The 24,797-nt window shown below is 67.2% G+C and carries 20 protein-coding genes and 1 tRNA gene; 10 read left to right on the plus strand and 11 right to left on the minus strand.

The window, feature by feature from the left end; all coding sequences use genetic code 11:
* Nucleotides 1–171: 171 nt before the first annotated feature.
* Nucleotides 172–1,665, plus strand: coding sequence for a glycerol kinase GlpK (gene glpK / locus ABNQ40_RS31670; protein ID WP_109049478.1), 1,494 nt, complete (start codon nt 172–174; stop codon nt 1,663–1,665).
* A gap of 174 nt (nt 1,666–1,839) precedes the next feature.
* Here glpK and ABNQ40_RS31675 read toward each other — a convergent pair whose 3' ends face one another.
* Together ABNQ40_RS31675 and ABNQ40_RS31680 are read right to left on the minus strand one after the other, a co-directional pair.
* Nucleotides 1,840–3,465, minus strand: coding sequence for a 3-(methylthio)propionyl-CoA ligase (locus ABNQ40_RS31675; protein WP_109049479.1), 1,626 nt, complete (start codon nt 3,463–3,465; stop codon nt 1,840–1,842).
* Nucleotides 3,450–3,926: a MerR family DNA-binding transcriptional regulator gene (locus tag ABNQ40_RS31680; RefSeq protein WP_109049480.1), complete on the minus strand. Its 477-nt coding sequence runs from the start codon at nt 3,924–3,926 to the stop codon at nt 3,450–3,452. Before ABNQ40_RS31680 ends, ABNQ40_RS31675 begins: the two co-directional genes overlap by 16 nt.
* A gap of 265 nt (nt 3,927–4,191) precedes the next feature.
* Between ABNQ40_RS31680 and ABNQ40_RS31685 the strand changes: the two genes are divergently transcribed.
* Nucleotides 4,192–5,871 carry a glycosyltransferase family 39 protein gene (locus ABNQ40_RS31685; protein WP_391349135.1) on the plus strand — a complete coding sequence of 560 codons (1,680 nt, stop codon included), beginning with the start codon at nt 4,192–4,194 and terminating at the stop codon, nt 5,869–5,871.
* A 7-nt stretch (nt 5,872–5,878) separates the two neighbouring features.
* Here ABNQ40_RS31685 and ABNQ40_RS31690 read toward each other — a convergent pair whose 3' ends face one another.
* Nucleotides 5,879–7,261 (minus strand): sigma-54 dependent transcriptional regulator, encoded by a 1,383-nt coding sequence (locus tag ABNQ40_RS31690; protein WP_109049482.1) that lies wholly within the window; start codon nt 7,259–7,261, stop codon nt 5,879–5,881.
* A 7-nt stretch (nt 7,262–7,268) separates the two neighbouring features.
* Entirely contained in the window at nt 7,269–9,017 is a 1,749-nt protein-coding gene (locus ABNQ40_RS31695) for an ATP-binding protein (protein ID WP_391349136.1), read from the minus strand.
* Nucleotides 9,018–9,360: 343 nt separating this feature from the next.
* On the opposite strand from ABNQ40_RS31695, the gene ABNQ40_RS31700 reads away from it, so the two are divergent.
* Nucleotides 9,361–9,981: a class I SAM-dependent methyltransferase gene (locus ABNQ40_RS31700; protein ID WP_109049484.1), complete on the plus strand. Its 621-nt coding sequence runs from the start codon at nt 9,361–9,363 to the stop codon at nt 9,979–9,981.
* A gap of 20 nt (nt 9,982–10,001) precedes the next feature.
* Here the strand turns inward: ABNQ40_RS31700 and ABNQ40_RS31705 are convergent, their stop codons facing one another.
* Complete coding sequence (locus ABNQ40_RS31705) at nt 10,002–11,219, minus strand: acyltransferase (protein WP_247879741.1); 1,218 nt, start codon at nt 11,217–11,219, stop codon at nt 10,002–10,004.
* A gap of 163 nt (nt 11,220–11,382) precedes the next feature.
* Between ABNQ40_RS31705 and ABNQ40_RS31710 the strand changes: the two genes are divergently transcribed.
* Entirely contained in the window at nt 11,383–12,225 is an 843-nt protein-coding gene (locus ABNQ40_RS31710; protein ID WP_391349138.1) for a uroporphyrinogen-III synthase, read from the plus strand.
* Nucleotides 12,226–12,366: 141 nt separating this feature from the next.
* The gene (locus ABNQ40_RS31715) at nt 12,367–13,527 is read left to right on the plus strand and encodes a cytochrome-c peroxidase (RefSeq protein ID WP_109049487.1); all 1,161 of its coding nucleotides are present in this window, start codon (nt 12,367–12,369) and stop codon (nt 13,525–13,527) included.
* A 386-nt stretch (nt 13,528–13,913) separates the two neighbouring features.
* On the opposite strand, the gene ABNQ40_RS31720 is transcribed toward ABNQ40_RS31715, so the two are convergent.
* The 3 genes from ABNQ40_RS31720 to ABNQ40_RS31730 form a co-directional block, all read right to left on the minus strand.
* Nucleotides 13,914–14,471: a hypothetical protein gene (locus ABNQ40_RS31720; protein ID WP_391349140.1), complete on the minus strand. Its 558-nt coding sequence runs from the start codon at nt 14,469–14,471 to the stop codon at nt 13,914–13,916.
* 212 nt (nt 14,472–14,683) lie between these two features.
* A complete protein-coding gene (gene ccoG / locus ABNQ40_RS31725) occupies nt 14,684–16,159 on the minus strand; it encodes a cytochrome c oxidase accessory protein CcoG (RefSeq protein ID WP_247879742.1) in 1,476 nt (491 codons plus the stop codon).
* Between the two features lie 241 nt (nt 16,160–16,400).
* The gene (locus ABNQ40_RS31730) at nt 16,401–16,826 is read right to left on the minus strand and encodes a YqaA family protein (protein ID WP_109490891.1); all 426 of its coding nucleotides are present in this window, start codon (nt 16,824–16,826) and stop codon (nt 16,401–16,403) included.
* Nucleotides 16,827–17,108: 282 nt separating this feature from the next.
* On the opposite strand from ABNQ40_RS31730, the gene ABNQ40_RS31735 reads away from it, so the two are divergent.
* A complete protein-coding gene (locus ABNQ40_RS31735) occupies nt 17,109–18,980 on the plus strand; it encodes a PAS-domain containing protein (protein WP_109049490.1) in 1,872 nt (623 codons plus the stop codon).
* 64 nt (nt 18,981–19,044) lie between these two features.
* Here ABNQ40_RS31735 and ABNQ40_RS31740 read toward each other — a convergent pair whose 3' ends face one another.
* Entirely contained in the window at nt 19,045–19,959 is a 915-nt protein-coding gene (locus ABNQ40_RS31740; RefSeq protein WP_109049491.1) for a LysR substrate-binding domain-containing protein, read from the minus strand.
* Nucleotides 19,960–20,068: 109 nt separating this feature from the next.
* Between ABNQ40_RS31740 and ABNQ40_RS31745 the strand changes: the two genes are divergently transcribed.
* The 3 genes from ABNQ40_RS31745 to ABNQ40_RS31755 are packed head-to-tail and all read left to right on the plus strand — an operon-like array spanning nt 20,069 to nt 21,464.
* Nucleotides 20,069–20,470 (plus strand): tautomerase family protein, encoded by a 402-nt coding sequence (locus ABNQ40_RS31745; protein WP_109049492.1) that lies wholly within the window; start codon nt 20,069–20,071, stop codon nt 20,468–20,470.
* Entirely contained in the window at nt 20,467–20,901 is a 435-nt protein-coding gene (locus ABNQ40_RS31750; RefSeq protein WP_109049493.1) for a cupin domain-containing protein, read from the plus strand. Before ABNQ40_RS31745 ends, ABNQ40_RS31750 begins: the two co-directional genes overlap by 4 nt.
* Nucleotides 20,898–21,464: a DUF4865 family protein gene (locus ABNQ40_RS31755; RefSeq protein WP_109049494.1), complete on the plus strand. Its 567-nt coding sequence runs from the start codon at nt 20,898–20,900 to the stop codon at nt 21,462–21,464. The genes ABNQ40_RS31750 and ABNQ40_RS31755 overlap by 4 nt, the downstream gene beginning before the upstream one ends.
* A gap of 101 nt (nt 21,465–21,565) precedes the next feature.
* Here the strand turns inward: ABNQ40_RS31755 and ABNQ40_RS31760 are convergent.
* Both ABNQ40_RS31760 and ABNQ40_RS31765 read right to left on the minus strand, forming a co-directional pair.
* Nucleotides 21,566–21,651: transfer RNA gene (locus ABNQ40_RS31760), tRNA-Tyr, on the minus strand.
* A gap of 169 nt (nt 21,652–21,820) precedes the next feature.
* On the minus strand, nt 21,821–22,672 hold the full coding sequence (locus tag ABNQ40_RS31765) for a hypothetical protein (RefSeq protein ID WP_109049495.1): 852 nt from the start codon (nt 22,670–22,672) through the stop codon (nt 21,821–21,823).
* A gap of 487 nt (nt 22,673–23,159) precedes the next feature.
* On the opposite strand from ABNQ40_RS31765, the gene ABNQ40_RS31770 reads away from it, so the two are divergent.
* A complete protein-coding gene (locus ABNQ40_RS31770; RefSeq protein ID WP_109049496.1) occupies nt 23,160–24,776 on the plus strand; it encodes a DegQ family serine endoprotease in 1,617 nt (538 codons plus the stop codon).
* Nucleotides 24,777–24,797 lie beyond the last annotated feature (21 nt).

The following is a 24,797-nucleotide window of genomic DNA, read 5'->3' on the forward strand; positions in this document are numbered from 1 at the left end:
CTCCCCCCGGGGAGAGGGTTAGGGTGAGGGGGATGCACAGCGTGGTTTTTCTTAATTGAAGCCGCTCCGCATTCTCTGAAAAGTCACGCTATGCGTCCCCCTCACCCCGACCCTCTCCCCGGGGGGAGAGGGGGTAGCGCGTTAATTTGAAATTGCACGGGGACACACAGCATGAGCAAGGCCGGCCACATCCTCGCCATCGACCAGGGCACCACCTCGTCGCGGGCGATCCTGTTCGACGGCCGGGGGACGCCGCTGGCCGAAGCACGCCGCGAGTTCCCCCAGCATTACCCCGGCGACGGCTGGGTCGAGCATGATCCCGCCGACATCCTGCGCGATGTGCGCACCGTGGCGCGCGAAGCGGTGGAGAAGTCCGGGGTCGACGTGTCCGCCATCGCCGCCATCGGCATCACCAACCAGCGCGAGACCGCCGTGGTGTGGGACCGCGCGACCGGCGAGCCGATCCACCGCGCCATCGTCTGGCAGGACCGCCGCACCGCCGCGCTCTGCCACGATCTGGTGGCGGCGGGCAATGCCGAGCTGGTGCGCTCCAAGACCGGCCTGCTGATCGACGCCTATTTCTCCGCCACCAAGATCGCCTGGATCCTCGACCATGTGCCGGGCGCCCGTGCGCGGGCCGAGCGGGGCGAGCTGTGCTTCGGCACCATCGACAGTTTCCTGATCTATCACCTGACCGGCCGGCAGGTCCATGCAACCGACGCGACCAACGCCTCGCGCACCATGCTGTTCGACATCCATGCCCAGGATTGGGACGACGAACTGCTGAGGCTGTTCCGGGTGCCGCGCGCCATGCTGCCGCGGGTGCTCGACAGCTCCGACGATTTCGGCGCCACCGAGCCGGAGCTGCTCGGTCGGCCGATCCCCATCGCGGGTGTTGCGGGCGACCAGCAGGCGGCGGCCTTCGGGCAGGCCTGCCTGACGCCGGGCATGGCGAAATCGACCTACGGCACCGGCTGTTTCGCGCTGATCAACACCGGGGAGACGCCGGTGGTGTCGAAGAACCGGCTGCTGACCACCGTCGCCTACCGGCTGAACGGCAAGACCGCTTACGCGCAGGAAGGCTCAATCTTCGTCGCGGGTGCGGCCATCAAGTGGCTGCGCGACGGCATCGGCATCATCACCCATGCCAGCCAGACCGACGACATGGCGACCCGCGTGCCCGATAGCCACGGCGTCTATTTCGTCCCGGCCTTCGTGGGCTTGGGTGCTCCGCACTGGGATTCGGCCGCCCGCGCCGCGATCTTCGGCATGACGCTGGATGTCGGCCCGGCCCACATCGCCCGCGCGGCGCTGGAGGCGGTCGCCTTCCAGACCCGCGACCTGATGGAGGCGATGGCCGGCGACTGGGGTGGTACCATCAATGCGCTGCGCATCGACGGCGGCATGGCCGCCAACGACTGGCTCTGCCAGTTCCTGGCCGACCTGCTGAACATGCCGGTCGAACGGCCGAAGGTGATCGAGACCACGGCGCTCGGCGCCGCCTGCCTCGCCGCGCTGAAGGTCGGCGTGTTCGACGGGCTGGAGTCGGTGTCCGACGCGTGGCGCAGCGAGCGCCGCTTCGAGCCGCGCATGGATCAGGGCAAGCGCGACCGCCTCTATGGCGGCTGGCGCGATGCCGTGGCGCGGGTGCGGTCGGAGCGTTGACGGCTTCGATGGCGGGAATTTGCAGAGACTTTGGCGCAGACGGGCAAGTGGCCCCGATCCGCTGCCGGTAATCTGACTTCGGTTGCGCGCTCCTCCCTCGGGTGCGTCGTCCTCGCCGGTTAGCGGGGACACTGGGCCGGACGGTCGATACCGTCCGGCCCTTTTCTTTTCCGCTCAGACCCCTTCGCGGTCGGTCAGCATGTGGCGGATCTCGCTCTTCAGCAGCTTGCCGGTGGCGGTGTGGGGCAGGCTGTCGACGAAGCGGACATCGTCGGGGATGCACCATTTCGCCACCTTGCCGTCGAAGACCGCCAGCAGCTCCTCGCGGGTGACGCTGGAGTCCGGCTTGCGGACGACGACCAGCATCGGGCGCTCGCCCCATTTTTCGTCGGGCACGGCGACGGCGGCGGCTTCCTGGACGCCGGGATGGCCGACGGCGATGTTCTCCAGGTCGATGGAGCTGATCCACTCGCCGCCCGACTTGATGACATCCTTGGTGCGGTCGACGATCTGGACATAGCCGTCGGCGTCCATCGTCACCACGTCGCCGGTCTCGAACCAGCCCGGCACCGTCTGGTGGGCCGGGCTTTCCGTCACGCCGAAATAGCCGGAGCAGACGGTCGGTCCGCGTACCAGCAGCCGGCCGAAGCTGGTGCCGTCGCGTGCCACATCGTTGCCGGAGCCGTCGACGACGCGGAACTGCACGCCGCAGATCGGCCGCCCCTGCTTGGAGGCCAGCGCCAGGGCGGCCTCGGCATCCTGTCCGCGATGCTTGCCCTTCGGCGTGTTGGCGAGGCCGAGCGGGCTGGTTTCCGTCATGCCCCAGGCATGCAGGACCTCCACCCCCATCTCCTGGAAGCGCTGGATCATCACCGGCGGGCAGGCGGAGCCGCCGATGGCGATGCGGCGCATGCTGGTCAGTTTCTTTTTGTTGGCGTCCAGCCAGTTCAGCAGCGCCAGCCAGACGGTCGGCACGCCGGCGCTGTTGGTGACCTTCTCGGCCTCGAACAGCTCATACAGGCTGGCGCCGTCCAGCTTGCCGCCGGGGAAGACCAGCTTGGCACCGACCATCGGCGCGGCATAGGGCACGCCCCAGGCGTTGACGTGGAACATCGGCACCACCGGCAGCACCACGTCCGACGCCGACAGGCCGAACACGTCGGGTACGCAGGCGGCGATGGCATGCAGGTAGGAGGAGCGGTGGCTGTACAGCACGCCCTTCGGGTTGCCTGTGGTGCCGGAGGTGTAGCACATGCTGCAGGCGGTGTTCTCGTCCAGCTCCGGCCAGTCGAAGCTCTCCGGCTGGTCGGCCAGCAAATCCTCGTAGCACAGCAGGTTGGGCAGGCTGGAGGCCGGCATGTTGGCGCGGTCGGTCATCACGACGATGCCCTTCAGCCCGGTCAGCTCGTGGGCGATGCCCTCCAGCAGCGGCAGGAAGGTCAGGTCGGTGAACAGCAGCCGGTCTTCGGCGTGGTTGACGATGTAGGCGATCTGCTCAGGGAACAGGCGCGGGTTGATGGTGTGGCAGACCATGCCCGAGCCGCCGATGCCGTAATAGCATTCCAGGTGGCGGTAGCCGTTCCAGGCCAGCGTGCCGATGCGGTCGCCCGGCTTCATCCCCAGCGCCGCCAGCGCGTTCGCCAGCTTCTGGGCGCGGACCCAGGCGTCGGCATAGGTGTAGCGGTGGATCGGCCCCTCGGTGGTGCGCGACACGATCTCGGTGTCGGCATGGTAGAGCGCTGCGTGACGCAGGATCGACGTCACCAGCAGGGGGCCATTCATCATCATTCCGCGCAGCATCGTTTCACTCCCGGTTCGGCCGCTTCTGGTTTTGGGCCGTCTGCTTTTGGGTCGTCTGGTGGTGGGGTATCGTCATGCGTGCAGGTGGCGAGCCGCCGTTCGGCATCGGCCTCCATCGCCTCCAACTCGCCGATCACCTCGCTGATTTCGGAGCGCATCCGCTCAAGCTCAACGAGGCGGGCGCGGATTTTGCGCAGCCCGTCGCGGTATTGCGCGGCGCTGGGCCGGCCGGAGCGGTAGTGGGCGAGATATTCGGCGATCTGTTCCAGCGAGAAGCCGACCCGGCGGAATTTCAAAATCAGCATCAGCCGCGTGCGGTCGCGGTAGGTGAACACCCGCCGCCCTCCGGCCCGTTGCGGTGTCAGCAGTCCCTTTTCCTCGTAATAGCGCAACGCCTGCGGCGTGAGATCGAACTCTGCCGCCAACTCCGTCACGCCGTATACCCGGTCCCGTTCGGCCATGGACAATCCCCTGTACCGACGATTTCGCCACGGGTAGAGGGGGGAAGTCAACGTCAATGAGCTAAAGCAGGCTTTATGTCGTGTCAGGCCGCTCCATCCTTTGCCGCGACGTTCGGTCTGCGGACGGCGCGGTGCGACTGTGGCAGAGATTTCACATGACAAGCCACGGCGGCCGGTGCTTCCTGCGCTCGGACTTCGGCATCCGGATTACGGCATGCGGGCGGACGGGAAGCGGGGGAGTGGGGTGACGGGGAGGACCAGCTTTTTGCGCCGTCTGATCGGCGAGCCGTGGGACCTTGCCGCGGCGTTGGGACTGCTGGCCCTGCTGGTGCTGGTCGCCGTCACCTTCCGGCAGTACGGCATCTCCAACGACGAGGAGGTGCAGCATGTCTACGGCGCCAAGCTGATCGACTGGTACCGCAGCGGCTTCAGCGACAATTCGGCCTTCACCTACAAGAACCTCTATCTCTATGGCGGGCTGTTCGACATGGCGGCGGTGGTGCTGGCGCCGCTGCTGCCCTTCGACCCGTACGAGACGCGGCACCTGCTCTGCGCCCTGATCGGGGTGGCGGGTATCGCGGTGGTGTGGGGCGTCGGCCGCCGGCTGGCAGGGCCGCGGGCGGGATTCCTCGCCGGGGCGCTGCTGGCGCTGTGCGGCCCCTGGTATGGCGGGCTGTTCAACCACACCAAGGATGTGCCCTTCGCCGTGCTGATGATGGCAGGGGTGGCGCTGCTGGTCCGGCTGGCCGGGCAGATTCTGCGGCCGCGCCTGCCCACGGTGCTGGGATTCGGCGTCGTCGTCGGGCTGGCAGTGGGCATCCGGGTCGGGGCGCTACTGCTGTTTGGCTATGCGGCGGCGCTGCTGGCGGGGTGGCTGCTGATGCGCGGCATTTCCGTCGCCCGGCTGCGCGAGACCGGGCGGGGGGCGCTGCGCCTGCTGCCGGCGCTGCCGGTCGCCTATGGGCTGATGGCGCTCTTCTGGCCCTGGGCGGTGCTGGAGCCGCTGAACCCCTTGCGGGCGCTGGCCGATTTCTCGCACTTCCATTACCCGATCCGAACCCTGCTGGGCGGCAACGAATATTGGATGTACGAGGTGCCGCGCAGCTATCTGGTCTGGTATCTCGGGATCAAGCTGCCGCTGGTGATGCTGGGCGGTGCCGTGCTGGGACTGCTGGTTCTGCCGGCGGCGATGCGTCGGGACCGGCTGGCCGGTGGGGAGGGCATCGCCCGCGCGGTCGGTTGCGGGCTGGTGGCGCTGGCGGCGCTGTTTCCGGTGGTCTGGTTCACCGTCACCCATGCGCCCGGCTATACCGCGATCCGCCATTTCCTGTTCGTGCTGCCGCCGCTGGCCGTGCTGGGCGGCATCGGGCTCGACCGGCTGCTTGGCTGGGCCGGCGCCTGGAGGTTCGGCGTGTCCCAGCGCACCGGGCGCGGGCTGTCGGCCGCCGTGCTGGCCGGGCTTGCGCTGGCGCTGGTCCTGGGGCGCGACGCAGCGGTCCTGGAGTCGCTGCACCCCAACGAATATGTCTATTTCAACGAGCTGGTCGGCGGTGTCGCCGGCGCGGTCCGCAAATACGATGTCGATTACTGGGCCAACAGCCTGCCCGAAGCGGTCGAGGATCTGTCGGAAGTCATCGCCGCGGAGGAGGCGCGCACCCACCGCCACCGCAGCTACAGCGTCGCCGTCTGCGCCGAACCGCTGGCCTTCGAGAAGCTGGCGCCGGCCAATCTGCATTGGGTCACCGACTGGACCCGCGCCGACTTCTTCATCGCGCCGACACAGGAGGATTGCGACACGCTGATGACCGGCCCGACGGTGGCGGAGGTCGAGCGCGACGGCGCGCTGCTGGCGGTGGTGAAGGATATGCGCAAGCCGGAGGAACCGGTAACGACCGTCGAAATGGCCCGCCTGCGCACCGGCCGCCAGCAGCGCCACTGGTGGTGACGGTCGGTCAACCCCGCGGCAGGAAGCGCGTGCGGTCCAGCCCGTGGCGGGCCATCTTTTCGTTCAGCGTGCGGCGGGGGATGTCCAGCAGGTCCATCACCGCTTTGATGTCGCCCTTGCAGCGCTCCAGCGCCTGTTCGATCGCCCGTTTTTCGAAGGCGTCGACCTGATCGGCCAGGGCGCGCGGCGTGGCCGCCGTCTCTCCCCCAACGGGGCGGCGGCGCAGCAGGCCGGCAACGCCGCTGCGCCCCACCGACAGGACATGGCGTTCGGCCAGATTGCGAAGCTCCCGCACATTTCCGGGCCAGTCGTGGGCGAGCAGGGCGTCGAAGTCGGCCGGCTCCAGCGGACGCGGTTCGCGGTTATGGCGGGCGGCGAACTCGGCGGTGAAATAGTCGAACAGCAGCGGAATGTCCTCCGCCCGCGCCCGCAGCGGTGGAATGTGCAACTCCGCCACGTTCAGCCGGTAATAGAGGTCGGCGCGGAAGCGCCCCTCCTCGCTGAGGTCGAGCAGGTCGATCTTGGTCGCCGCGACCAGCCGCAGATCGACCGCGACCTGCTTGTTGGAGCCCAGCCGTTCGATGGTGCGTTCCTGGAGCGCGCGCAGCAGCTTGACCTGGATGGCAAGCGGCATGCTCTCGATCTCATCGAGGAACAGGGTGCCGCCGCTGGAATGCTCCAGCTTGCCGGCACGGCGCTGGGTGGCGCCGGTGAAGGCGCCGGGCTCGTGCCCGAACAACTCGCTCTCCGCCATGCTGTCGGGGATGGCGCCGCAATTGACGGCGACGAAGGCGCCCTTTTGTCCACGCGGGCCGAAATCGTGCAGGCAGCGGGCGACAAGTTCCTTCCCCGTGCCGGTCTCGCCATGGATCAGCACGCTGGCGCTGGTGGCGGCGAGGTCGATCAGGTCGCGCCGCAGTTCGGCGATGGCGGGAGAGGTGCCGATCAACCGCGCCTCGATCCCGCCGCCGGCCGCGCGGCGGCGCAGGCCGCGATTCTCCAGCACCAGACGGCGCTTCTCCACCGCGCGGCGGAGGACGGCGACCAGATTGTCGGGCTCGAAGGGCTTCTCGATGAAATCGTAGGCGCCGCGCCGCATCGCCTCCACCGCCAGGGCCACGTCGCCATGGCCGGTCACCAGGATCACCGGCAGGTCGGCGTCGCGCTCCAGCACCCGTTCCAGCACCGCCATGCCGTCCATCCGCGGCATCCGCACGTCGGTCACCAGCACGCCGGGAAAGTCGGGCGAAAGCAGGTCCAGCGCCGGCTGCGGCGTCTCGAAACCCTGCGCCGCGAAGCCGGCCAGTTGCAGCCATTGCGTCACCGACACGCGCATCGCCAGCTCGTCGTCGATGAATAGGACGGGTGTGGCAAGCGGATCGGTCTTCATCTGTCCCTCACTGTGCCTCCGGCAACTGGACGACGAAGCAAGCGCCGCCCTCAGGGTTGTTCTCCGCCCGCAGTGTGCCGCCGAAGTCCCGCACGATGCCATAGGACAGCGACAGCCCGAGGCCAAGCCCCTGTCCGACCTCCTTGGTGGTGAAGAAGGGGTCGAACAGCTGGAACTGGTGCGCCTCGGCGATGCCGGTGCCGGTGTCGCGGATGCGGATCTCCCAGCCCTCCGCGTTGCGGGTGGCGGTCAGGGTCAGGCGCCGGTCCCCGCTGCCCTCCATGGCGTCGGCGGCGTTGCGCAGCAGGTTGACGAAGACCTGCTCCAACCGCACCGCGTCGCCGCGCACGCGGGCGTCGGGCGGGATCGACCGGTCAACCTGCACCTCCTCCTCGCGCAGACGGGAGGTCAGCAGGGCCAGCGCGCGGTCCATGGCGCGGGCGACCGGAACGGCCTCCACCCGTGCCGGCCCTTTGCGGGCGAACTCCTTCAAATGGCCGGACAGCAACGCCATCCGCTCCGCCAGATCGCCGATCATGGCGAGGTTGTCGCCGACCATCGCCGTTTCCCCCCGTTCCGCCAGCAGCCGGGTGGAGGCGACGAAGGTGCGGATGGCGGCCAGCGGCTGGTTGATCTCGTGGGCCAGCGCCGCCGACATCTGGCCGAGTGCCGCCAGCTTGCCGGCCTGCACCAGCTCCTCCTGCGCGTCGCGCAGGATGCGGTTGGCGGTCACCAGTTCGGCCGTGCGCTCCTCCACCCGGCGTTCCAGCGTCACCCGCGCCTCACGCTGGAGCCGCAGGGTCTGGCGCCGCTGCCAGCCCAGCGCCGCGGCCGCGGCCAGCAGCAGGATGCCCATGGCGGTCAGAATTCCGGCGCCGGCCGCTTCCGCCTTCACCGGCTCCAGATTTGACAGGAAGCGGATGGTCCAGCCGAACTCCGGCAGGGCAAGCTCCTGCATCAGGAAGGCGCGGCGGTTTGCCCCCGGACCGGAAACCGGAAGACTGACCAGCCGGGCGCCGTTTTCCATCATCGGGCCGTCGTGCAGGCCAAGCGGGGGCAGGTCGCTGCGGTCATACTGGCGGGTCTGGGCCAGCCGGTCCGTCACCGCGTCGGGCAGCGGGCGCAGGGCGCTGTATTTCCACTCGGCATGGCTGGACAGGAAGACGATGCCGTTTTCGTCCGTCACCAGCACCCGCTCGCCGCCGGCGGCCCAGTCGCGCTGGACCGTTTCCAGATCGATCTTGACCACGGCGACGCCGGTCAGCACATCGCCCTGACGCACCGCGTGCGACAGGAAATAGCCGGGCAGGCCGGTGGTGACGCCTATGCCGAAATAACGGCCGCTGCCGGTCTCCACCGCCTGACGGAAATAGGGGCGGAAGTCGTAAGTGTGCCCAACGAAGCTCTGCGCCGGATCGGCCCAGTTGCTGGACGCCAGTGCCAAGCCCGAGCGGTCCACCACGTAGAGCGCCGCCGATCCGGCCGCCGCGTTCGCCGTCTCCAGCCGGTGGTTCACGGCGTCGCGCCGCTGATCCGAAGGAGCGTCCAGCAGGTCGAGCACCTCATGGTCGCGGGCGACCAGGAAGGGCAGATAGTCGTAGCGGCCGACCGCGTTGCGGATGCTGCTGGCATAGAGGCCGAGACGCTGGTCGCCATTGAGGGTCAGCGCCGCCCGCGCGTCCGCTTCCGCCCAGCGATAGGCGCCCCAGCAGGCCAGTGCCGTCACCGCGGCCAGCGCCGCGACGAGGATCGCCATCCTGCGGCGGCGCAGCGGACGGGGGGAACGGTGTCGGCCATGCCTGTCTATGGAGCCGCCGGGGCGATGCTGTCCAGCGCCTTTTCCCATAGGATCGGCGACCATCAAGGCTGCGTTGGTTCTTGAATGAACGTTCAATCAAAAAAGAAAAAGAAGAGACGATTGCGAATGACTTTGGCGACAACATCAAATGGATATGCGCACGGTGCGTGACGTTCTCTGGAATTTGTTGTTTGCGTCACTTTCAGGATGCAGGAAAGCCGGCTATGGTGCGCCACCGACGGCTTGGGCTTGACCTTGCCGAACCTGCCGGCAACGGGATCGAAACGGGGGGAACAGGATCATGGACGCCGAATCCATTCGCGCTGCTTATCGCCGCTACGCCGGCTTCTACGACCGCGTGTTCGGGGTGCTTCTGGCATCGGGCCGGCATGCGGCGGTGGAGTGGCTGAACCGCCGCGGCGGCCTGCGCATTCTGGAGGTCGGCGTCGGCACCGGCCTGTCGCTGTCCGACTACCGCAAGGACAACCGAGTCGTCGGCATCGACCTGTCCACCGACATGCTGAAGGTGGCGCAGGAGCGGGTGGAGCGCGAGAAGCTCGACCATGTCGAGGGGCTGCTGGAGATGGATGCCGGCAAGCTGGCCTTCGCCGACGGCAGTTTCGACGTGGTCGTCGCCATGTATGTGATGACCGTCGTCCCCGATCCCCAGGGTACGATGGCGGAGCTGGAGCGCGTCTGCAAACCCGGCGGCGACATCGTGATCGTCAACCACTTCGCCGCCCCCGAAGCCGGTGTCCGCCGCGCGGTGGAAGGGTGGCTGTCGCCCTTGTCGAAGAAGCTCGGCTGGCGGCCGGACTTCACGCTGGATGCGATGATGAACGGGTCGCGGCTGGCGGTGGAGAGCATCCGCACCCTGCCGCCCTTCGGGCTGTTCAGCCTCCTGCACTGCCGGCGTGGCTAGGGTAGCGATGGCTCGGTCAATCAGGCTGGAACGCGCTCGGCACGGTCGTTCCGACGCAGGGCGCGGCTCCGCCGGCCGGCCATGATCGCCGGCCGCTCGATCGCCAGATGGACGAGGCTGGCGACCGCCACGACGAGGATGCCTGTTCCCGCCAGCGCCAGCGCGTACAGCCCTGCATCCTCCCCAGCAAGGGCACGCACGGGAGCGTTGGCGGTGATCGTTGTCCAGATCACGATCCCGTGCAGCAGATAGACGCCGTAGCTGATTTCCCCCAACCACTGAACCGGCTGACAGGTCAGGGCGCCGCGGAAACCCTGACCGGCGGCGACGGCGGCGAAGAACAGGCCGAGCCCCAGCACGGGGAGCGGCGCATAGGCGGTGTCGAAGCCTGCCACAGCCGTCGAAAAGCCGGCGAGCGCCACCGCCAGACCGCGGCCCGACCGCGCGAACCGGACGAGTCCGGGCCGGCGGATCGCATGGGCGGCGGCGACGCCGCCCAGGAAGCACTCCAGCACCGCAAGGCTGAAATTGCGGAAATAGAGCAGAAGGATCAGCGTCGCCGCGACCGAGACGAGGGCCGGTCGCAGCCGCCGGGCCGGCGTGACCAGGAAGGCGAGTGCCGGCAGCGCCGCGTAAAACAGCAGCTCGTAGGGCAGGGACCAGGTGGCATAGGCGACGATCTGCCCGGTGTTCTCCAGGCCATTGATCGGCGGAGCCTTGAAGGTCGCCCAGCCGACCAGCCGGCGCAGCAGGTCGAGCGGACCGGTCCTGACTTCGAAGCCCGTCGAGGCCAGCGCCAGCACCGCGACCAGCAGCACGGCGACCGTATAGACCGGATAGACGCGGTAAATGCGGGACGACACGAAGCCCGGCCAATCCATGTCCGGCCCGGTCTTCAACAGCTTGTCCCAGAACAGGAAAGCGGTGACCATGAAGAACAGCGCCACGCTGCTCTGTCCCAGTTGGGTGTAGAGCCGGGAGGGCGGCAGCGCCCAAAGGCCGGTGTGGAGATATTGCCAGGTGATGATGCCGTGATGGATGAACACGGCATAAGCCAGCAGCCCGCGCATCCCGTCGATGGCGGCGTAGCGGCCATCATTCCGGCTTTCGGGGCTGGCCTGCGGGCGAAGCGGACGGGGAACGAGGCGCAGAATGGCCCAGGACGCGCAGATCGCCACCGCGAAGAGGAAAACCGCCAGGAGCGGGGAGAAGGCCATAGCGTCGTTCCGGGTCATCATGCGCAGCCCTCGTGAGGCTGCATGATGGGGAGATGCCTGTGGATCGCTTGTCAAGGCCGTTCGCCGGTCTCCGGCTGGGGCCACCGCTCCATCCCGCGTGACCGCGCCCGCCGCCTGCTGTTAGTCTCGGCGTCACCACACAGGCGATCACGGGAGCGGGACCATGGCCGGACAGAGCGGCGATCTGGCGGGGAAGCGGATTCTGGTGCCGGAAAGCCGGGACCTCGACCTGTTCGCCGGCATGATGGAACAGCATGGGGCCGAGACGATCCGCTGCCCGATGGTGAAAATCCTCGACCTCGACGATCCGGCGCCGGCACGGGCATGGCTGGAGCGGCTGCTGACCGAGGGGTACGACGACATCGTCCTGCTGACCGGCGAGGGGCTGCGGCGGCTGATGACCGTCGCCCGCGCCATGGAGCGCGAGGCCGACGTGATCGCCGCCATCGGCCGCGCTCGGGTCTTCGTCCGTGGCCCGAAGCCGGTGAAGGCGCTCCGCGAGATCGGTTGCGCGCCCTACAAATCCGCCCCGGCCCCGACCACCGACGGCGTCATCGCCATGCTGGGGGAGGAGGATTGGCCGGCCGCCGTGTCGGTATCCAGCTCTACCCCGACAACCCGAACGAACCGCTGCTGGAGGCGGTGCGGGCGCGCGGCGGCCTGCCGGTGGCGATCACCCCCTACCGCTACGCCAACGATTGAGACCGGCGCCGTCCAGGCGGCGATCCGCGACATGGCGGAGGGACGCATCGACTTCGTCGCCTTCACCGCCTCTCCCCAGGTGCGGCGCCTGCATGAGGTGGCGGAGGCCTGCGGCCTTGGCGACGCCTTCCGCCAGGGCTTCGCCAGGACGCGCATCGCCGCCGTCGGTCCGGTGGTGGCCGAGGCGGTGGAGGCGGCCGGCGGAACCGTCGCGGTTTCTCCGGACTCGACCTTCCACATGAAGCCGCTGGTCAACGCCATCCGCCGGCTGCTGACCGAGGGGGAAGGAAACGGGCCGGCCTGATCGGGCCGGCGCCTTTGCCGGTCAGCGACCTTTCGCCCCACCCCTCTTCCGCGCAGGTCAATTGATAACAATTCTCACTCTCGATTAACCTTTGATGCTCAGTGTCGGCCTCAGTCAGCGGCCGTTGCCAGGAGCGTCATCATGTCCACCCTCCCTGTTGTCCTGCCCCGCGCGTTGGCGCTGGCGCTTCTGTCGGCCGGTCTGACGGGGGGCGGAGCAGTGCTCGCCGCCGACTTCTCAAGCAAGGAGAAACTGGGGGAGGCGCTGTTCTCCGATACGGCGCTGTCGGCCAACCGCACCCAGTCCTGCGCCGACTGCCACAATCCGGATTTCGGCTTCGCCGATCCGCGCACCGGCGGCGCCGGTGGGGCGGCGTCGGTCGGGGACAACGGCAAATCGGTGGGCGACCGCAACGCACCGACGGCGAGTTATGCAGCCTTCACGCCGTCCTTCCATATCAAGGCCGACGGCAAGGCGGTCGGCGGGCAGTTCTGGGACGGCCGCGCCGCCACCCTGAAGGATCAGGCCGGCGGTCCGCCGCTGAACCCGGCGGAGATGGGGCTGGCGTCCAAGGAGCAGGCGCGCACCCGGCTGGCGGAGAATCCCGACTATGCCCGTGCCTTCGTGGCGCTCTACGGCGCCGGCGTGCTGGACGATGCGGAGCGCGCCTATGACGCGATGAGCGACAGCATCGCCGCCTTCGAAAAGACCGACCGCTTCGCGCCCTTCGATTCGAAATACGACCGCTCCCTGCGCGGTGAGTACAAGATGACGGCGGAGGAGGATTTGGGGATGACCCTGTTCTTCTCCACCCAGTTCACCAACTGCAACCAATGCCACAAGCTGAAGCCGATGCCGGCTGCCGCGGGCGAGACCTTTACCAATTACGAACACCACAACATCGGCGTGCCGGCCAATCCCGCCCTGCGCGAGGCGACGGCCAAGCCGGGCTTCGCCGACCGCGGGCTGCACGACAATCCGGCGGCGGCCAAGCCCGCTTACGAGGGGAAATTCAAGACACCGACCCTGCGCAACGTCGCGGTGACCGGCCCCTACATGCACAACGGGGTGTTCAAGGATCTGGAAACGGTGGTCCGCTTTTACGACCACTACAACAATCGGACGGAAAAGGCCGCGCTCAACCCGGAGACGGGCAAGCCGTGGGGGCCGCCGGAGGTGGCGGCGAACCTGTCGTCAAAGGAACTGGAATCCGCGCCTGCCCTGGATACCCGCCGCGTCAAGGCGCTGGTCGCCTTCATGAAGACGCTGACAGACGCACGGTACGAGCATCTGCTGAAGTAGAGCAGTTATTGAACAGAATCGGGCTGCGGCCTTCAGTGACCGATGTCGATGCGGAAGAGTTCCAGGTCCAGCAGTTCCATCGACATCCGGGGGCGCCGGTGGCCTTGCGGGAGGCCAGTCTGCGGGCCAGCGGCTGGCTGAGCCAAGCGGCGCGGGCGCGGTCGAACAGGGAGGTGCAACGGTGGGACAGTCTGGCGTTCATGGCTGGTCGGACTCTCTCGCAAAGGGTTTAAGTCGGCGGCGGCGTGGCTCCCGTGAGCAGTTGCAATAAGAATGTCCTGGCACTGTGACAGTTTCTATCGCCCGAAGGTCTAACCCCTACGCCTTTGGGCAGGGAAACGATCCCCTTCGCCGCGATCTTCGACCAAAGACGGAGGAACAGGGCGTCACATCACCACGCCGACCAGCCGGCGCAGGGCGTCGCGCGCCTCGCTGTCCAGAACGGGGATGCCGTTGCGGGCCTCCAGCATGAAGGCGCCGGGATCGGACAGGGTGCGCATGGCGAAGCCGGCGACCGTCGGCGGTTCGCTGCTGAGCGGCTGCTGGTCGTAGACGGGGGTGAAGCTGCAGCCGGCGAGCAGCGCACGGATCATCAGCAACTCGTCCGATGCGGCGCCGGTCGCCGGCGTGTTGATGCCGAACAGCAGACGTTCCGCCTCCGCCTCCGTCACCATCCCGCGATCCAGCAGGATGTCGACCATGGCCGAGCTGGTCATCACCGGCGACGCGCGCCCCTTCCAGCAGAAGCGGCCGTCGTCCCAGCCGACATCCAGGCTGCGGAAGATCATGTAGGGTTCGCTGCTGCCGGGAGCGCCGGCCACGATGTAATTCACCCGGACAAGCCCGTTCCATGCCCCGGCCGGCGCAACGATGCAGGACAGCCCGTTGCGGGTCAGGCGCAGGTAGGTGTCGTTGATGCCCGATGGTTCGAAATCAAAAAGCATGGGATCTTCACCTCGCTGCCACCCGTCACCAAGCTGCCGGGCGGCACGGTGTTGCCGTGGCCCAGCCTGCGTTCGCTTGAGTCAGGTGAGTGGCTCGTGTGCCCGCGCAAACTGTCCATGCGGGCGTCCCCCCTTTGCGCACAAAAGCGAAAGGCGGTAGGCCGTTCCGACGGCCACCGCCTTTCGCGCTCATGCCAAGGTGTTGGCGACCGTCAGTTGGCGGGGCCGAGGAAGACGCTGTCGCGGCTGTTTTTCTCGGCCGTGCCGGTGTCGGACAGCTGGAAGGTCAGGGGAAGGGAGGTGGCGGTGAGCGCTGCGCGCGGGGCCGTCACATAGACGCGGTAGGTGGCGACGCTGTCCGGCTCCGCCGAGATGGTGGCGGTGTGGGCGGCGGTCTCATCCTCCGCGTCGCCGATCACCTTGATGTCGGCATTGGGCAGGCCGGCGACGCTGAGGGTGTAGGAGCGGTTCTGCCGGGTCTTGTTGGCGACCTTGAAGGTGTAGGCGTTGCGGATCGACCCGTCGGACAGCGTCACGAACAGCGGGGCGCGGTCGCGCAGAACGGTGATGTTCAGGCTGGGGCGGAGCGCGAAGCTCCAGGCCATCGCACCGCCGATGACCAGCATCATCAGGGCATAGACGATGACGCGCGGACGGAACAGGTGCCACTGGTAGCTCTTACCGGAAGCCCGCGTATCCTGGGCGGCCAGCGAATCGAAGGCGATCAGGCGGGTGGGCAGGCCCTGCTGGATCATGATGCTGTCGCAGGCGTCGACGCACAGGCCGCAGTTGATGCAGTCCGACTGCTCGCCGGTGCGGACGTCGATGCCCATCGGGCAGACCTGCACGCACTGGCCGCAGTCGATGCAGTCGCCGAAGCCCTGGGCGCGGCGCTCGTCCCAGCTCTGCGATTTGCGCTTCGGGCCGCGGTTGTCGCCGCGGTCGACCTGATAGGTGACGACCAGCGAATGCTCGTCCAGCATCGCGCTCTGGATGCGCGGCCACGGGCACATGTACATGCACATCTGCTCGCGCGTCCAGCCGGCCATCACATAGGTCATGCCGACGAAGATGCCGAAGAACGACGTCGCCTCGTAGCTGGCCTGGAAGGTGGCCAGATCGTGCAGCAGGGCGGGGGCGTCGGTGAAATAGGCGAGGAAGCCGAAGCCGGTGACGAGGCTCAGCGCAATCCAGCCGGCATGCTTGCCGGCCTTGCGCAGGAGCTTGCGCGTCGTCCAGGGCTGCTTGTCCATGCGGATGCGCTCCGCCCGGTCGCCTTCGAAGACGCGCTCGATCCACACGAACAGGTCGGTCCACACCGTGTGCGGGCAGGCGAAGCCGCACCAGACACGCCCGGCCAGCGCCGTCGCCAGGAACAGGCCCAGCGCCGCGACGATCAGGATGCCGGTGAGGTAATAGATCTCCTGCGGCCAAATCTCGATCCAGAACAGGAAGAAGCGCGGCGTGGTCAGGTCGAACAGCACCGCCTGGGCCGGCGCATCGGGACCGCGCTCCCAGCGGATCCAGGGGGCGATGAAGAACAGTGCCAGAAGAACGGAGAAGGTGACGGTCTTCAGGCGGCGATAGAGGCCCTTGACCGCCTTCGGATGAATCGTCTTATGGTTTTCGTACAGCGGAACCTTGGCGGGTTGGGCGGGGCCCTGCTGAACGATGCTTCCGTCTGGCATGTCGATGCGCCTGATTTCCGGTTCCACGTTGGCGCGGAGCATAGTCGACCGCCGATGCGGCGCGTTTGACCTCTGTCAAACAACGTCGATATTCCGAAAAGCCCCTTCAGGTCCGAGGCTTTTCACCGGTTCGAGGGATCCGCGTTTCGGGGTCCGTTAATACTGTGACGGCGGGCCCGTTCACAAGCTCATTATTGTTGTCTTCCAAAGGTATCACGAACAATACTGCTACTATACTGTACTATATTGCAACAATCAGCACAACGTACCGCCCCAGCTTGCCGACGGTCACCAGCAGCAGGAACAGGCGCAGGTCGACGCGCAGGATGCCGGCGACGAGCGTCAGCGGATCGCCGATCACCGGCACCCAGGCCAGCAGCAGCGACCAGACGCCGAAACGCTGGTACCATCCGGTCGCCCGTTCGACCAGCGGGGGGGAAACCGGGAACCAGCGGCGGTTCTGAAAATGCATCAGATAGCGGCCGAGCGCCCAGTTGATCGTCGAGCCGGCGACATTTCCGACGGTCGCCACCAGAATCAGCAGGCCGTCGTGATAGTTGCCGGATGCATGCAGCCCGGCGAGCAGAAGTTCGGACTGGGCGGGAAAAATCGTCGCGGCCACCAGCGCCACCAGGAACAGGCTGCCATAGGCCGCGACATCCCCCATCATGCAAATCCTTTTCCCGTCAACGGCTTGACTGCCGCACCCCACGACAGCCGCTGGATTAGGCTTCGTGGCCGCGTAAAATCAAGAGGCCTGTCCGCCGGATTTCCCGGGAATCGTCCCGCAATGGCGCTTGCCCGGCAACTTCAGAGATATAAGAATGGAAAATACAAATCTGTCTGCGTGTCTGAATTCGTGATTATTCCCGTAATCAATCCTATTTTGATTAGGGTTTTCGCGCGGCTTCGGTGACTGGCGGACTGAGCGGAGGGAGTAGGCACGGGCATGGGGGAAACCGGGTTCGCCCGCTTCGACGCCGACGAACGTCTGGTGTGGGCCAATGCCGCCTTCGCAGCCCGGTTCGCCGTGGCCGGCAACATGACGCTGGACGGTCTGCTCGGCAGCCTGCTGGGCGGTGCGATGGCCGACCTGCGCCGCGGCCGTCCGATGATGTCCGGGCTTCCCGACGGCAGCGCCGTCACATTGGCGCTGGGAAGCGGCGGAGCGGGCGAATGGCTGCTGACGGCGGTCGAGGCGGCCGTTGCCGGCATCCCGGCGGAGCGTGAACCGTGGGCGAAGACCAGTTCGGTGCTCGACTGCCTCAGCCAGGGGGTGATGGCCTTCGACCGCGACCTCCGGCTGGTCGCCTGGAACCGGCGCGTGCTGGAACTGCTCTACATCGATCCCGGATTCCCGCGCTACGCCCAGCCTTACGAGGCGGTGGTCCGCCACATCGCGGAGCAGGGCGGCTACGGCCGCGGCAACGTCGACGATCTGGTGGCGCAGCGGCTGCACCATATCCGCAAGGCGCCCTGGCCCTTCTACAACGAGCGTGTCCGGCCCGACGGCGTCATCATCGAGACGGTGACCTTGCCGCTGCCCGACGGTGGATTCGTCACCACCTACACCGACATCACCCGCCGCAAGCAGGCGGAGCGGGAACTGGCCTCCAGCCGGGAGTTGCTGGAACAGGCGATCCGGGCGGCGCGCGAGGGCATCTCGCAATGGGACCTGCACAGCGGGGAGGTGTGGTTTTCCCCGCAATGGTGGGGACTGCTGGGATATTCCGAAGCGGAAATGGACAACAGCCGCCGCCGCTGGGAGGAATTGCTCCATCCGCAGGACCGCGACGCCGCGCTGGAGATGGTGGAGGAACTGGCGACCGGCCGTCGGTCGGAAAGCCGCCAGCTCCAGCGTTTCCGCCACCGGTCCGGACAGACGATCTTTCTGGAAACCCGCGTGCTCGCCGTGGCGGGGAACGACGGCCGGATCGTCCGCATCGTCGGCGCCCACACCGACGTCACCGAAAGCGTCCATGCGGCCGAGGCGGTGCGCGTCGCCAAGGATGAGGCCGAGCGGGCCTTGCAGGATTTGAAGGAGGCGCAGGTCCAGCTGATCCAGGCGGAGAAGATGGCGGCGCTGGGATCGCTGGTGGCCGGCGTGACGCACGAGATCAACACGCCGGTCGGCATTGCCCTGACCGGCGCCTCGCTGTTGGCGGAGAAGACCCGTGCCTTGCGGCATCTCTTCGAAGCCGGCAGCCTGCGGCGCGGCGATTTCGCGGACTACATCGACATCGCCGACGAGGCGACGCAGCTGATGCTGCTGAACATCGAGCGCGCGACCCGCCTGATCCAGAGCTTCAAGCAGATCGCCGTCGACCAGGCCAGCGAGGAACGCCGCGTCTTCGAACTGAACCAGTACATCCACGAGATTCTGCGCAGCCTTGGCATGCGCATCCGCCGCGGCGGGCATTCGGTCGAGGTGCGCTGTCCGGATGGTCTGATGCTCGACAGCTACCCCGGCGCTTTCGGCCAAATCCTGACCAATTTCGTCATCAACTCGCTCCTGCACGGTTATGAGCCCGGCGTGCGCGGCCGGCTGACCGTGACGGTCACGGTGACCGGTGGAGAGGTGGAACTGGTCTATGCCGACGACGGGCGCGGCATTCCGGCCGACCTGCACGGCAAAATCTTCGAGCCCTTCTTCACCACCAGCCGCGACCGCGGCGGCAGCGGGCTGGGCTTGAACATCGTCTACACGCTGGTCACGCGCACCCTGCGCGGCCGGCTGCGGCTGGAGAGCGAGCCGGGGATGGGGACCGCCTTCACGCTGCGCTTCCCGCGTGTGACGCCGGCCGATCCGCTGCCGCTTTAGAGTGTGATCGGTTCAAGCGGAACCGCTTGAAGCGTGAATCACACGGAAAACCAAAAGCTTAGAGTCAGCCGGTGTCCGGTGTTTCCGGCATCCAGCCGGCCGGCAGTGTTTCGCGCAACGCCTGCCGGATGATGGTGGCGAGATGATCGCCAATCGGGTTCGGTCCCTTGTCGGACCGCAAGAGTCTGAGGCCGAGCGACGGAAGTTGCGGCAAGCCGCAGGCGACGGGATCGAGCACGCGCACCGCCGCCGGCCGGCCCACCGGTGTCCTCAAGGCGATGCCGAGCCCCGCCGCCGTCGCCGCCCAGAGGCCACCCAGGCTCGGGCTGACGAAGGCGATGCGCCAGGCAATCCCATGCCGGTCCAGATGATCGCAGGCGATGGAGCGCAGCAGGCATGGCGCCTCCAATGCGGCGAGCGGCAACGGCTCGTTCCCGTCGGCCCGCCAGATTGGCGCCTCCTCCGCCGCGGTCAGCCAGCACAGCGGCAATGACGCGATCCGTTCGGTGGCCGATGCGCTGCCGTCGTCCCATGCCAGAGCAAGATCGAGATGGCCGGAGGCGATCTTCTCGGACAGCTCGCTGTTGCGGGCGATGCGCCCCTCGATCCGGACCTTGGGGTGGGCGCGGGCGAAGCGGCCGAGGACCTGCGGCAACACGGTCTCGCCGAAATCCTCCTGGATTCCCAGACGGACCCAGCCCTCCAGCCCCGCGCCGCGAACGGCGCTCATCGCCTCGTCATTCAAGTTCAACAGACGCCGGGCATAGGAGAGCAGCACCTCGCCGCCATCGGTGAGCGTCAACCCGCGACCCGATTTGCGCACCAGCGCCGTCCCGGCCTGCTCCTCCAGCTTCTTGAGCTGGGCGCTGACCGCCGATGTCGACCGCCCGAGCCGGTCGGCGGCCTGGGCGAAGGACCCGGCGTCGATGCCAGCGACGAAACTGCGCAGCGCATCCATGTCGAGGTTGGTCAGGCGCATTTTCAAAATCCCGCAAAACAGGACGATTCATTCGAAATAATCCGATTATCAGGACAATAATCTCCATCCATACTGGGGCTGTCAATCGCTCAAACAGGAGCGGCATGCCATGCCCTTCACACGGATTTCTTTGCTCGCGGGCAAATCGCCGGCCTATCTCGCGGCCGTTTCCGACAGTCTGGACCGTGCGCTGGTCGACTGCTTCGAGGTTCCGGAGAACGACCGATTCTTGGCTATTCACCAGCATCAACCGCATGAATTGGTCTTTGACCGGACCTATCGCGGCGGCCCGCGCTCGGATGATTTCATCGTCTTTCATATCACCACGGGAAAGCTGCGGTCGCCCGAAACCAAGGCGCGCTTCTACCGGCGGCTGGTCGAAAAGCTTGCGGCGTCGCCGGGCGTGCGGCCGGAAGACGTGATGATCGTGATCGCGGATTCGACCTTCGAGGATTGGTCTTTCGCATCCGGTGTGTCCGCCGGACTGCCGGCGCAGGAGGCGCCCCAATGACCGGCTACTTTGAAATGCAGATGTCCTGTCCGCCGGCCATGACTGTCCGACGCGCCGGCGAAGGTATCGTTGCCGCGCCCGAAGGGATCGCCAACGGCGCCTTCCTCGTCCAGATGCTGTTGTCGAGCCGGACGGAGGGCGAGATGACAGCGATGCGCGCCTTCATCCCGCCGGGCGTCGTGACCCATTGGCACAGCCATCCGTCCGGACAGCTTCTTTTCGTGCTCGACGGTGTCGGCCTCGTGCAGCGCGAGGGCGGCGAGCCGGTCGAGGTCCGTACCGGGGACGCCGTCTGGTTCGCACCCGGCGAACGCCACTGGCACGGCGCGGCGCCGTCGAGCCCGTTCAGCTATATCAGCGTCCAGCCGGTGCGGGACGGCAGCGCCGTTCAGTGGATGGAAGCCGTCGAGCAGGGGGAGCTTTCCCGATGATCGCCATGCAATACAGCTTCGTGCTGCCCGCCGATTACGACATGGCGATCATCGACCGCCGCATTCGTGAGAGAGGGCCGCTGCTCGACGGTTTTCCACGGCTGCGCTTCAAAGCCTATCTCGCGGCAAGAAAGCAGGATGCCGGCTTTGTCAGTGCGGAAAACCTCTATGCGCCGTTCTACCTGTGGGATGAGCCGGAAGGGATCGACAGTTTTCTTTCCAGTCCGGGTTTTGCGGCAGTGACACGCGATTTCGGCTGGCCGTCGGTGCAGACATGGCTGGTTTGGCATGCGGAACTGACGGGGAATTTGAAAGCCGCGGCTTACGCCACGCGCGACATCGCTGCGATTTCCGCCTATTCGGACTTGGCGTCACAGCGGGACAATGCCATCGCGGATGCAAAGTCGGCGATTGACGCCGGCGCCTTGGCCGCCATTGCCGCGTTCGATCCGACGGGATGGAAGATGACGAAAGTCACGCTCTGGTCCGGGCTGCCACCGGGGGTGACGGAGGCGATGCAACTTTACACCGTCGGCCATGTCTCGCTGCCGAACGAACAATAAAGCCGCGCACCGACGGCGCAGGATCACTGTAATCAGGGGAGAGTTTGCAGCACAGTCGCCGCCTGGAACGGCGGCCCTGCGAAGCATTGATTTCGCAGGGATGGTGGAAGGGGCTGGATTCGAACCAGCGTACGCGTACGCGGGCAGATTTACAGTCTGCTGCCTTTAACCACTCGGCCACCCTTCCATCGGGGCGCTGAGGAGTAGCCTTTCGATAGGGGGCCGTCAAGACCCTTTTGCACGAAAAACGCAAGCCGAGGCGCGGCAGCAAAAGCGGCAAGAAAAAGCCTCCGTCCCACGGGGGGATGGAGGCTTTTCAAAGAGGCTTTTTCAAGCCCGCTTTTTCAAAAGTCCACTCAGTTCGGGCGGCGCGAAGCCCGATGCGCGGGGATCGGGATCGGGCGGATCGCCTGTTCCTCGCGGCGGCTGGCCGACATGTCGATTTCCACGCGGGCCAAGGCCTTGCGCAGTTCGTGCACGGTGTCGGACAGGGACTGGATCGTCGCCTCGCTCGGCTGCTGACGCCAGCCGCGATAGGCGGAGATGCAGGCCTTGGCGGTGTCGCGCAGGCGGCCCTCGATCGCATCCACCGGCGGGGTCGGCTGGCCGGGAGCCCGCGGGGCCTCCGGCGCGGCGGCCACCGGTGCGGCCGGAGCCGGCGTGGCGGCAGGGGCTGCCGGGGTGGCGTCCGGACGGTTCAGGCGCAGCGTTTCCGTCGGCGCCGGAGCAGGCGCCGGGGCGGCTGCTTCGGCCGGGGCCGGTTCGGCAGCCGGTTCCGGCCGGGAGGCGCGGGTCAGCGTGGTCCGGCCAGTGCGGCCAGCGGCGCGGCGCGGTTCGGCCGGGGCCTCGGCAGCCGGTGCCGGGGCGGGTTCGGCGGGCGCGGCCACCGGCGTTTCGGCCATCGTTTCCGGAGCAGCCGTCACCGGAGCGGCGGCTTCGCCTGCCGTGTCCGCGTCGGCGGACGTGCCGGTGTCGGCGATCTGTGCATCGTCCTGCGCATCACCGGAGACGGCATCGCCCTGGCCGCTGGCGGCCTCCGCCTTCTTGATGATGTAGGAGATGGCACTGGGGGTGCATTCGAATTCGCGTGCGATGGCCGAAAGGGTTGCACCGCTGCGGTAGCGATCAAGAATTTGGGGCCACGCCGACTGCGGAATGCGGCCACGCTTCTTGGGAGACTCCGGTTCGCTCCCGGTTTCTGCGTTCATTATATCGCTCGGTTGCCAAAGTGAATTTTCAGTCATTCGTCAGCATGTCCACCCGGACCGCACGCTTCGGACGCGGGACCACGCGGGCGCGTGCGTCAGCAGCATCGAGGCTTCACGCTGGCGGGCGATGTTTTCGGTATGGATGACTATCGGAAACTCTTCTCAAAAATGCCAGCATAACTTTGCACGGAATCGTGATTTTGTATCCGGTGTCACAACTGGTCACGATGCATGGTGGAAGGCCTCCGGTTTTAAAAATCTCGGGCGCTCCGAAACCCAGAGTGGAACGAATCCGCCGTCGGCATCTTCCGGTCGCCGGACTTTTGAAAAGTGCGATGGACCCCGGACGGGGGGTTCCGTGTTTGCAGTTTCAGAACAAACCCGACCGGGGCCCGCCATTCGGTGGTTTCTCGCCCAGGGTCTTTTGGGGATCCGTCGGTCACGGCTTCCCTGCTTTTACACAACCGTTTTTTTGCGGAGACCGTCCATGCCGCATGCGCCCGTGCCGCGTTCGTACCCGATCTTCCGACGCCTTCCGGCCGCGGCGCTGTGCGCGTTGCTGTCCGGCGTGGTGTTTTTGCCAGCGCTGCCGGCCGCCGCACAGGACGCGCCCGCCGTCGGGGCGCAGCCGGGGGCGAGCAGAACCTACGCGCCGCCGTCCTTCCGCGACCTCGCCCGCACGCAGATCGACACCGTCGTCAACATCTCCAGCACCCAGGCGCCCCAGCCCTCGGCGGGTGGCGGCCGGCTGCCGGAAGGGATGGACATTCCACCCGGCTCGCCGCTGGAGGAGTTCTTCCGCGAATTCCGCAACCGGCAGCGGGGCGGCCAGGGCAACGGCTCGCCGGAAAGCGGGCCGAACGGCGGTCCGCAGGGTGGCGGTCCGCAAGGTCTGCCGAGCATGGCGCTCGGCTCCGGCTTCATCATCGATCCGTCGGGCCTGATCGTCACCAACAACCATGTCGTTTCCGACGCGGCCGAAATCGCCGTCACCCTGCATGACGGCACCAAGCTGCCGGCCAAGCTTGTGGGGTCCGACGCGCCGACCGATCTCGCCCTGCTGAAGGTCGAGAGCGCCAAGCCGCTGACCGCCGCCCATTGGGGCGACAGCGAAGCGGTGGAGGTCGGCGATTGGGTGGTCGCCATCGGCAACCCCTTCGGCCTCGGCGGCTCGGTGACCGCCGGCATCCTGTCGGCCCGCGCCCGCGACATCCAGCAGGGCCCCTATGACGAGTATCTGCAGACCGATGCCGCCATCAACCGCGGCAATTCCGGCGGTCCGCTCTATGACGCCGGCGGCGCGGTGATCGGCATCAACACCGCCATCTATTCGCCGACCGGCGGATCGGTCGGCATCGGCTTCGCCATCCCGTCCTCGCTTGCCAAGCCGATCATCGACCAGTTGAAGGACGGCGGAAAGGTGCGCCGCGGCTGGCTGGGCGTCCAGGTTCAGCGGGTGACGCCGGACATAGCCGAAAGCCTGGGCGTGGAGGGCTCCGGCGGCGCCCTGGTCACCAGCATCTCGCCCGACAGTCCCGCCGCCTCGGCCGGCCTGCGCCAGGGCGACGTCATCACCGCCTTCAACGGCGACCCGCTGGAGCAGATGCGCCAGCTTCCCCGCCTCGTCGCCTCCACGCAGATCGGCAGCACCGTGCCGATGACCCTGCTGCGCGGCGGCAAGCAGCAGTCGATCCAGGTCACCGTCGGCGAACTGCGCGACGAGCCGCAGCAGTTGGCGATGTCGGGATCGAGCGGTGCCCCCCGTTCCGCCCAGCCGGAGGAGAGCAAGTCGGCGCTGGGTCTGAAGCTGGCACCGCTGACCCCCGGCCTGCGCGAGACCTTCGCCATCGGCGAGGATGTCGACGGTCTGGTGGTCACCGAGGTCGACCGCGACAGCGCGGCCTCGCAACGCGGCCTCGACCTCGGCGACGTCATCGTGGAGGCCGGGCAGGAACCGGTGGCGACCGCCGCCGATCTGGAAACCCGCATCGCCAAGGCGAAGGAACAGGGGCGCAAGACCCTGCTGATGCTGGTCAGCCGCGGTGGCGACCTGCGCTATGTGCCGCTGCCGCTGGTCCCCGAGACCGGTGGTAAGAAGGGGTAGTCCGACCTCTGCATCCGCATA

The organism is Azospirillum sp. A23, assembly GCF_042938965.1.
Lineage (GTDB): Bacteria > Pseudomonadota > Alphaproteobacteria > Azospirillales > Azospirillaceae > Azospirillum > Azospirillum melinis.

What these genes read in the sequence shown, in the direction of transcription:
- glpK (WP_109049478.1), top strand. Translation starts at nt 172, where the DNA reads ATGAGCAAGGCCGGCCACATCCTCGCCATCGACCAGGGCACCACCTCG.
- ABNQ40_RS31675 (WP_109049479.1), bottom strand. Translation starts at nt 3,465, where the DNA reads ATGCTGCGCGGAATGATGATGAATGGCCCCCTGCTGGTGACGTCGATC.
- ABNQ40_RS31680 (WP_109049480.1), bottom strand. Translation starts at nt 3,926, where the DNA reads ATGGCCGAACGGGACCGGGTATACGGCGTGACGGAGTTGGCGGCAGAG.
- ABNQ40_RS31690 (WP_109049482.1), bottom strand. Translation starts at nt 7,261, where the DNA reads ATGAAGACCGATCCGCTTGCCACACCCGTCCTATTCATCGACGACGAG.
- ABNQ40_RS31695 (WP_391349136.1), bottom strand. Translation starts at nt 9,017, where the DNA reads ATGGCGATCCTCGTCGCGGCGCTGGCCGCGGTGACGGCACTGGCCTGC.
- ABNQ40_RS31700 (WP_109049484.1), top strand. Translation starts at nt 9,361, where the DNA reads ATGGACGCCGAATCCATTCGCGCTGCTTATCGCCGCTACGCCGGCTTC.
- ABNQ40_RS31705 (WP_247879741.1), bottom strand. Translation starts at nt 11,219, where the DNA reads ATGATGACCCGGAACGACGCTATGGCCTTCTCCCCGCTCCTGGCGGTT.
- ABNQ40_RS31710 (WP_391349138.1), top strand. Translation starts at nt 11,383, where the DNA reads ATGGCCGGACAGAGCGGCGATCTGGCGGGGAAGCGGATTCTGGTGCCG.
- ABNQ40_RS31715 (WP_109049487.1), top strand. Translation starts at nt 12,367, where the DNA reads ATGTCCACCCTCCCTGTTGTCCTGCCCCGCGCGTTGGCGCTGGCGCTT.
- ABNQ40_RS31720 (WP_391349140.1), bottom strand. Translation starts at nt 14,471, where the DNA reads ATGCTTTTTGATTTCGAACCATCGGGCATCAACGACACCTACCTGCGC.
- ccoG (WP_247879742.1), bottom strand. Translation starts at nt 16,159, where the DNA reads ATGCCAGACGGAAGCATCGTTCAGCAGGGCCCCGCCCAACCCGCCAAG.
- ABNQ40_RS31730 (WP_109490891.1), bottom strand. Translation starts at nt 16,826, where the DNA reads ATGGGGGATGTCGCGGCCTATGGCAGCCTGTTCCTGGTGGCGCTGGTG.
- ABNQ40_RS31735 (WP_109049490.1), top strand. Translation starts at nt 17,109, where the DNA reads ATGGGGGAAACCGGGTTCGCCCGCTTCGACGCCGACGAACGTCTGGTG.
- ABNQ40_RS31740 (WP_109049491.1), bottom strand. Translation starts at nt 19,959, where the DNA reads ATGCGCCTGACCAACCTCGACATGGATGCGCTGCGCAGTTTCGTCGCT.
- ABNQ40_RS31745 (WP_109049492.1), top strand. Translation starts at nt 20,069, where the DNA reads ATGCCCTTCACACGGATTTCTTTGCTCGCGGGCAAATCGCCGGCCTAT.
- ABNQ40_RS31750 (WP_109049493.1), top strand. Translation starts at nt 20,467, where the DNA reads ATGACCGGCTACTTTGAAATGCAGATGTCCTGTCCGCCGGCCATGACT.
- ABNQ40_RS31755 (WP_109049494.1), top strand. Translation starts at nt 20,898, where the DNA reads ATGATCGCCATGCAATACAGCTTCGTGCTGCCCGCCGATTACGACATG.
- ABNQ40_RS31765 (WP_109049495.1), bottom strand. Translation starts at nt 22,672, where the DNA reads ATGAACGCAGAAACCGGGAGCGAACCGGAGTCTCCCAAGAAGCGTGGC.
- ABNQ40_RS31770 (WP_109049496.1), top strand. Translation starts at nt 23,160, where the DNA reads ATGCCGCATGCGCCCGTGCCGCGTTCGTACCCGATCTTCCGACGCCTT.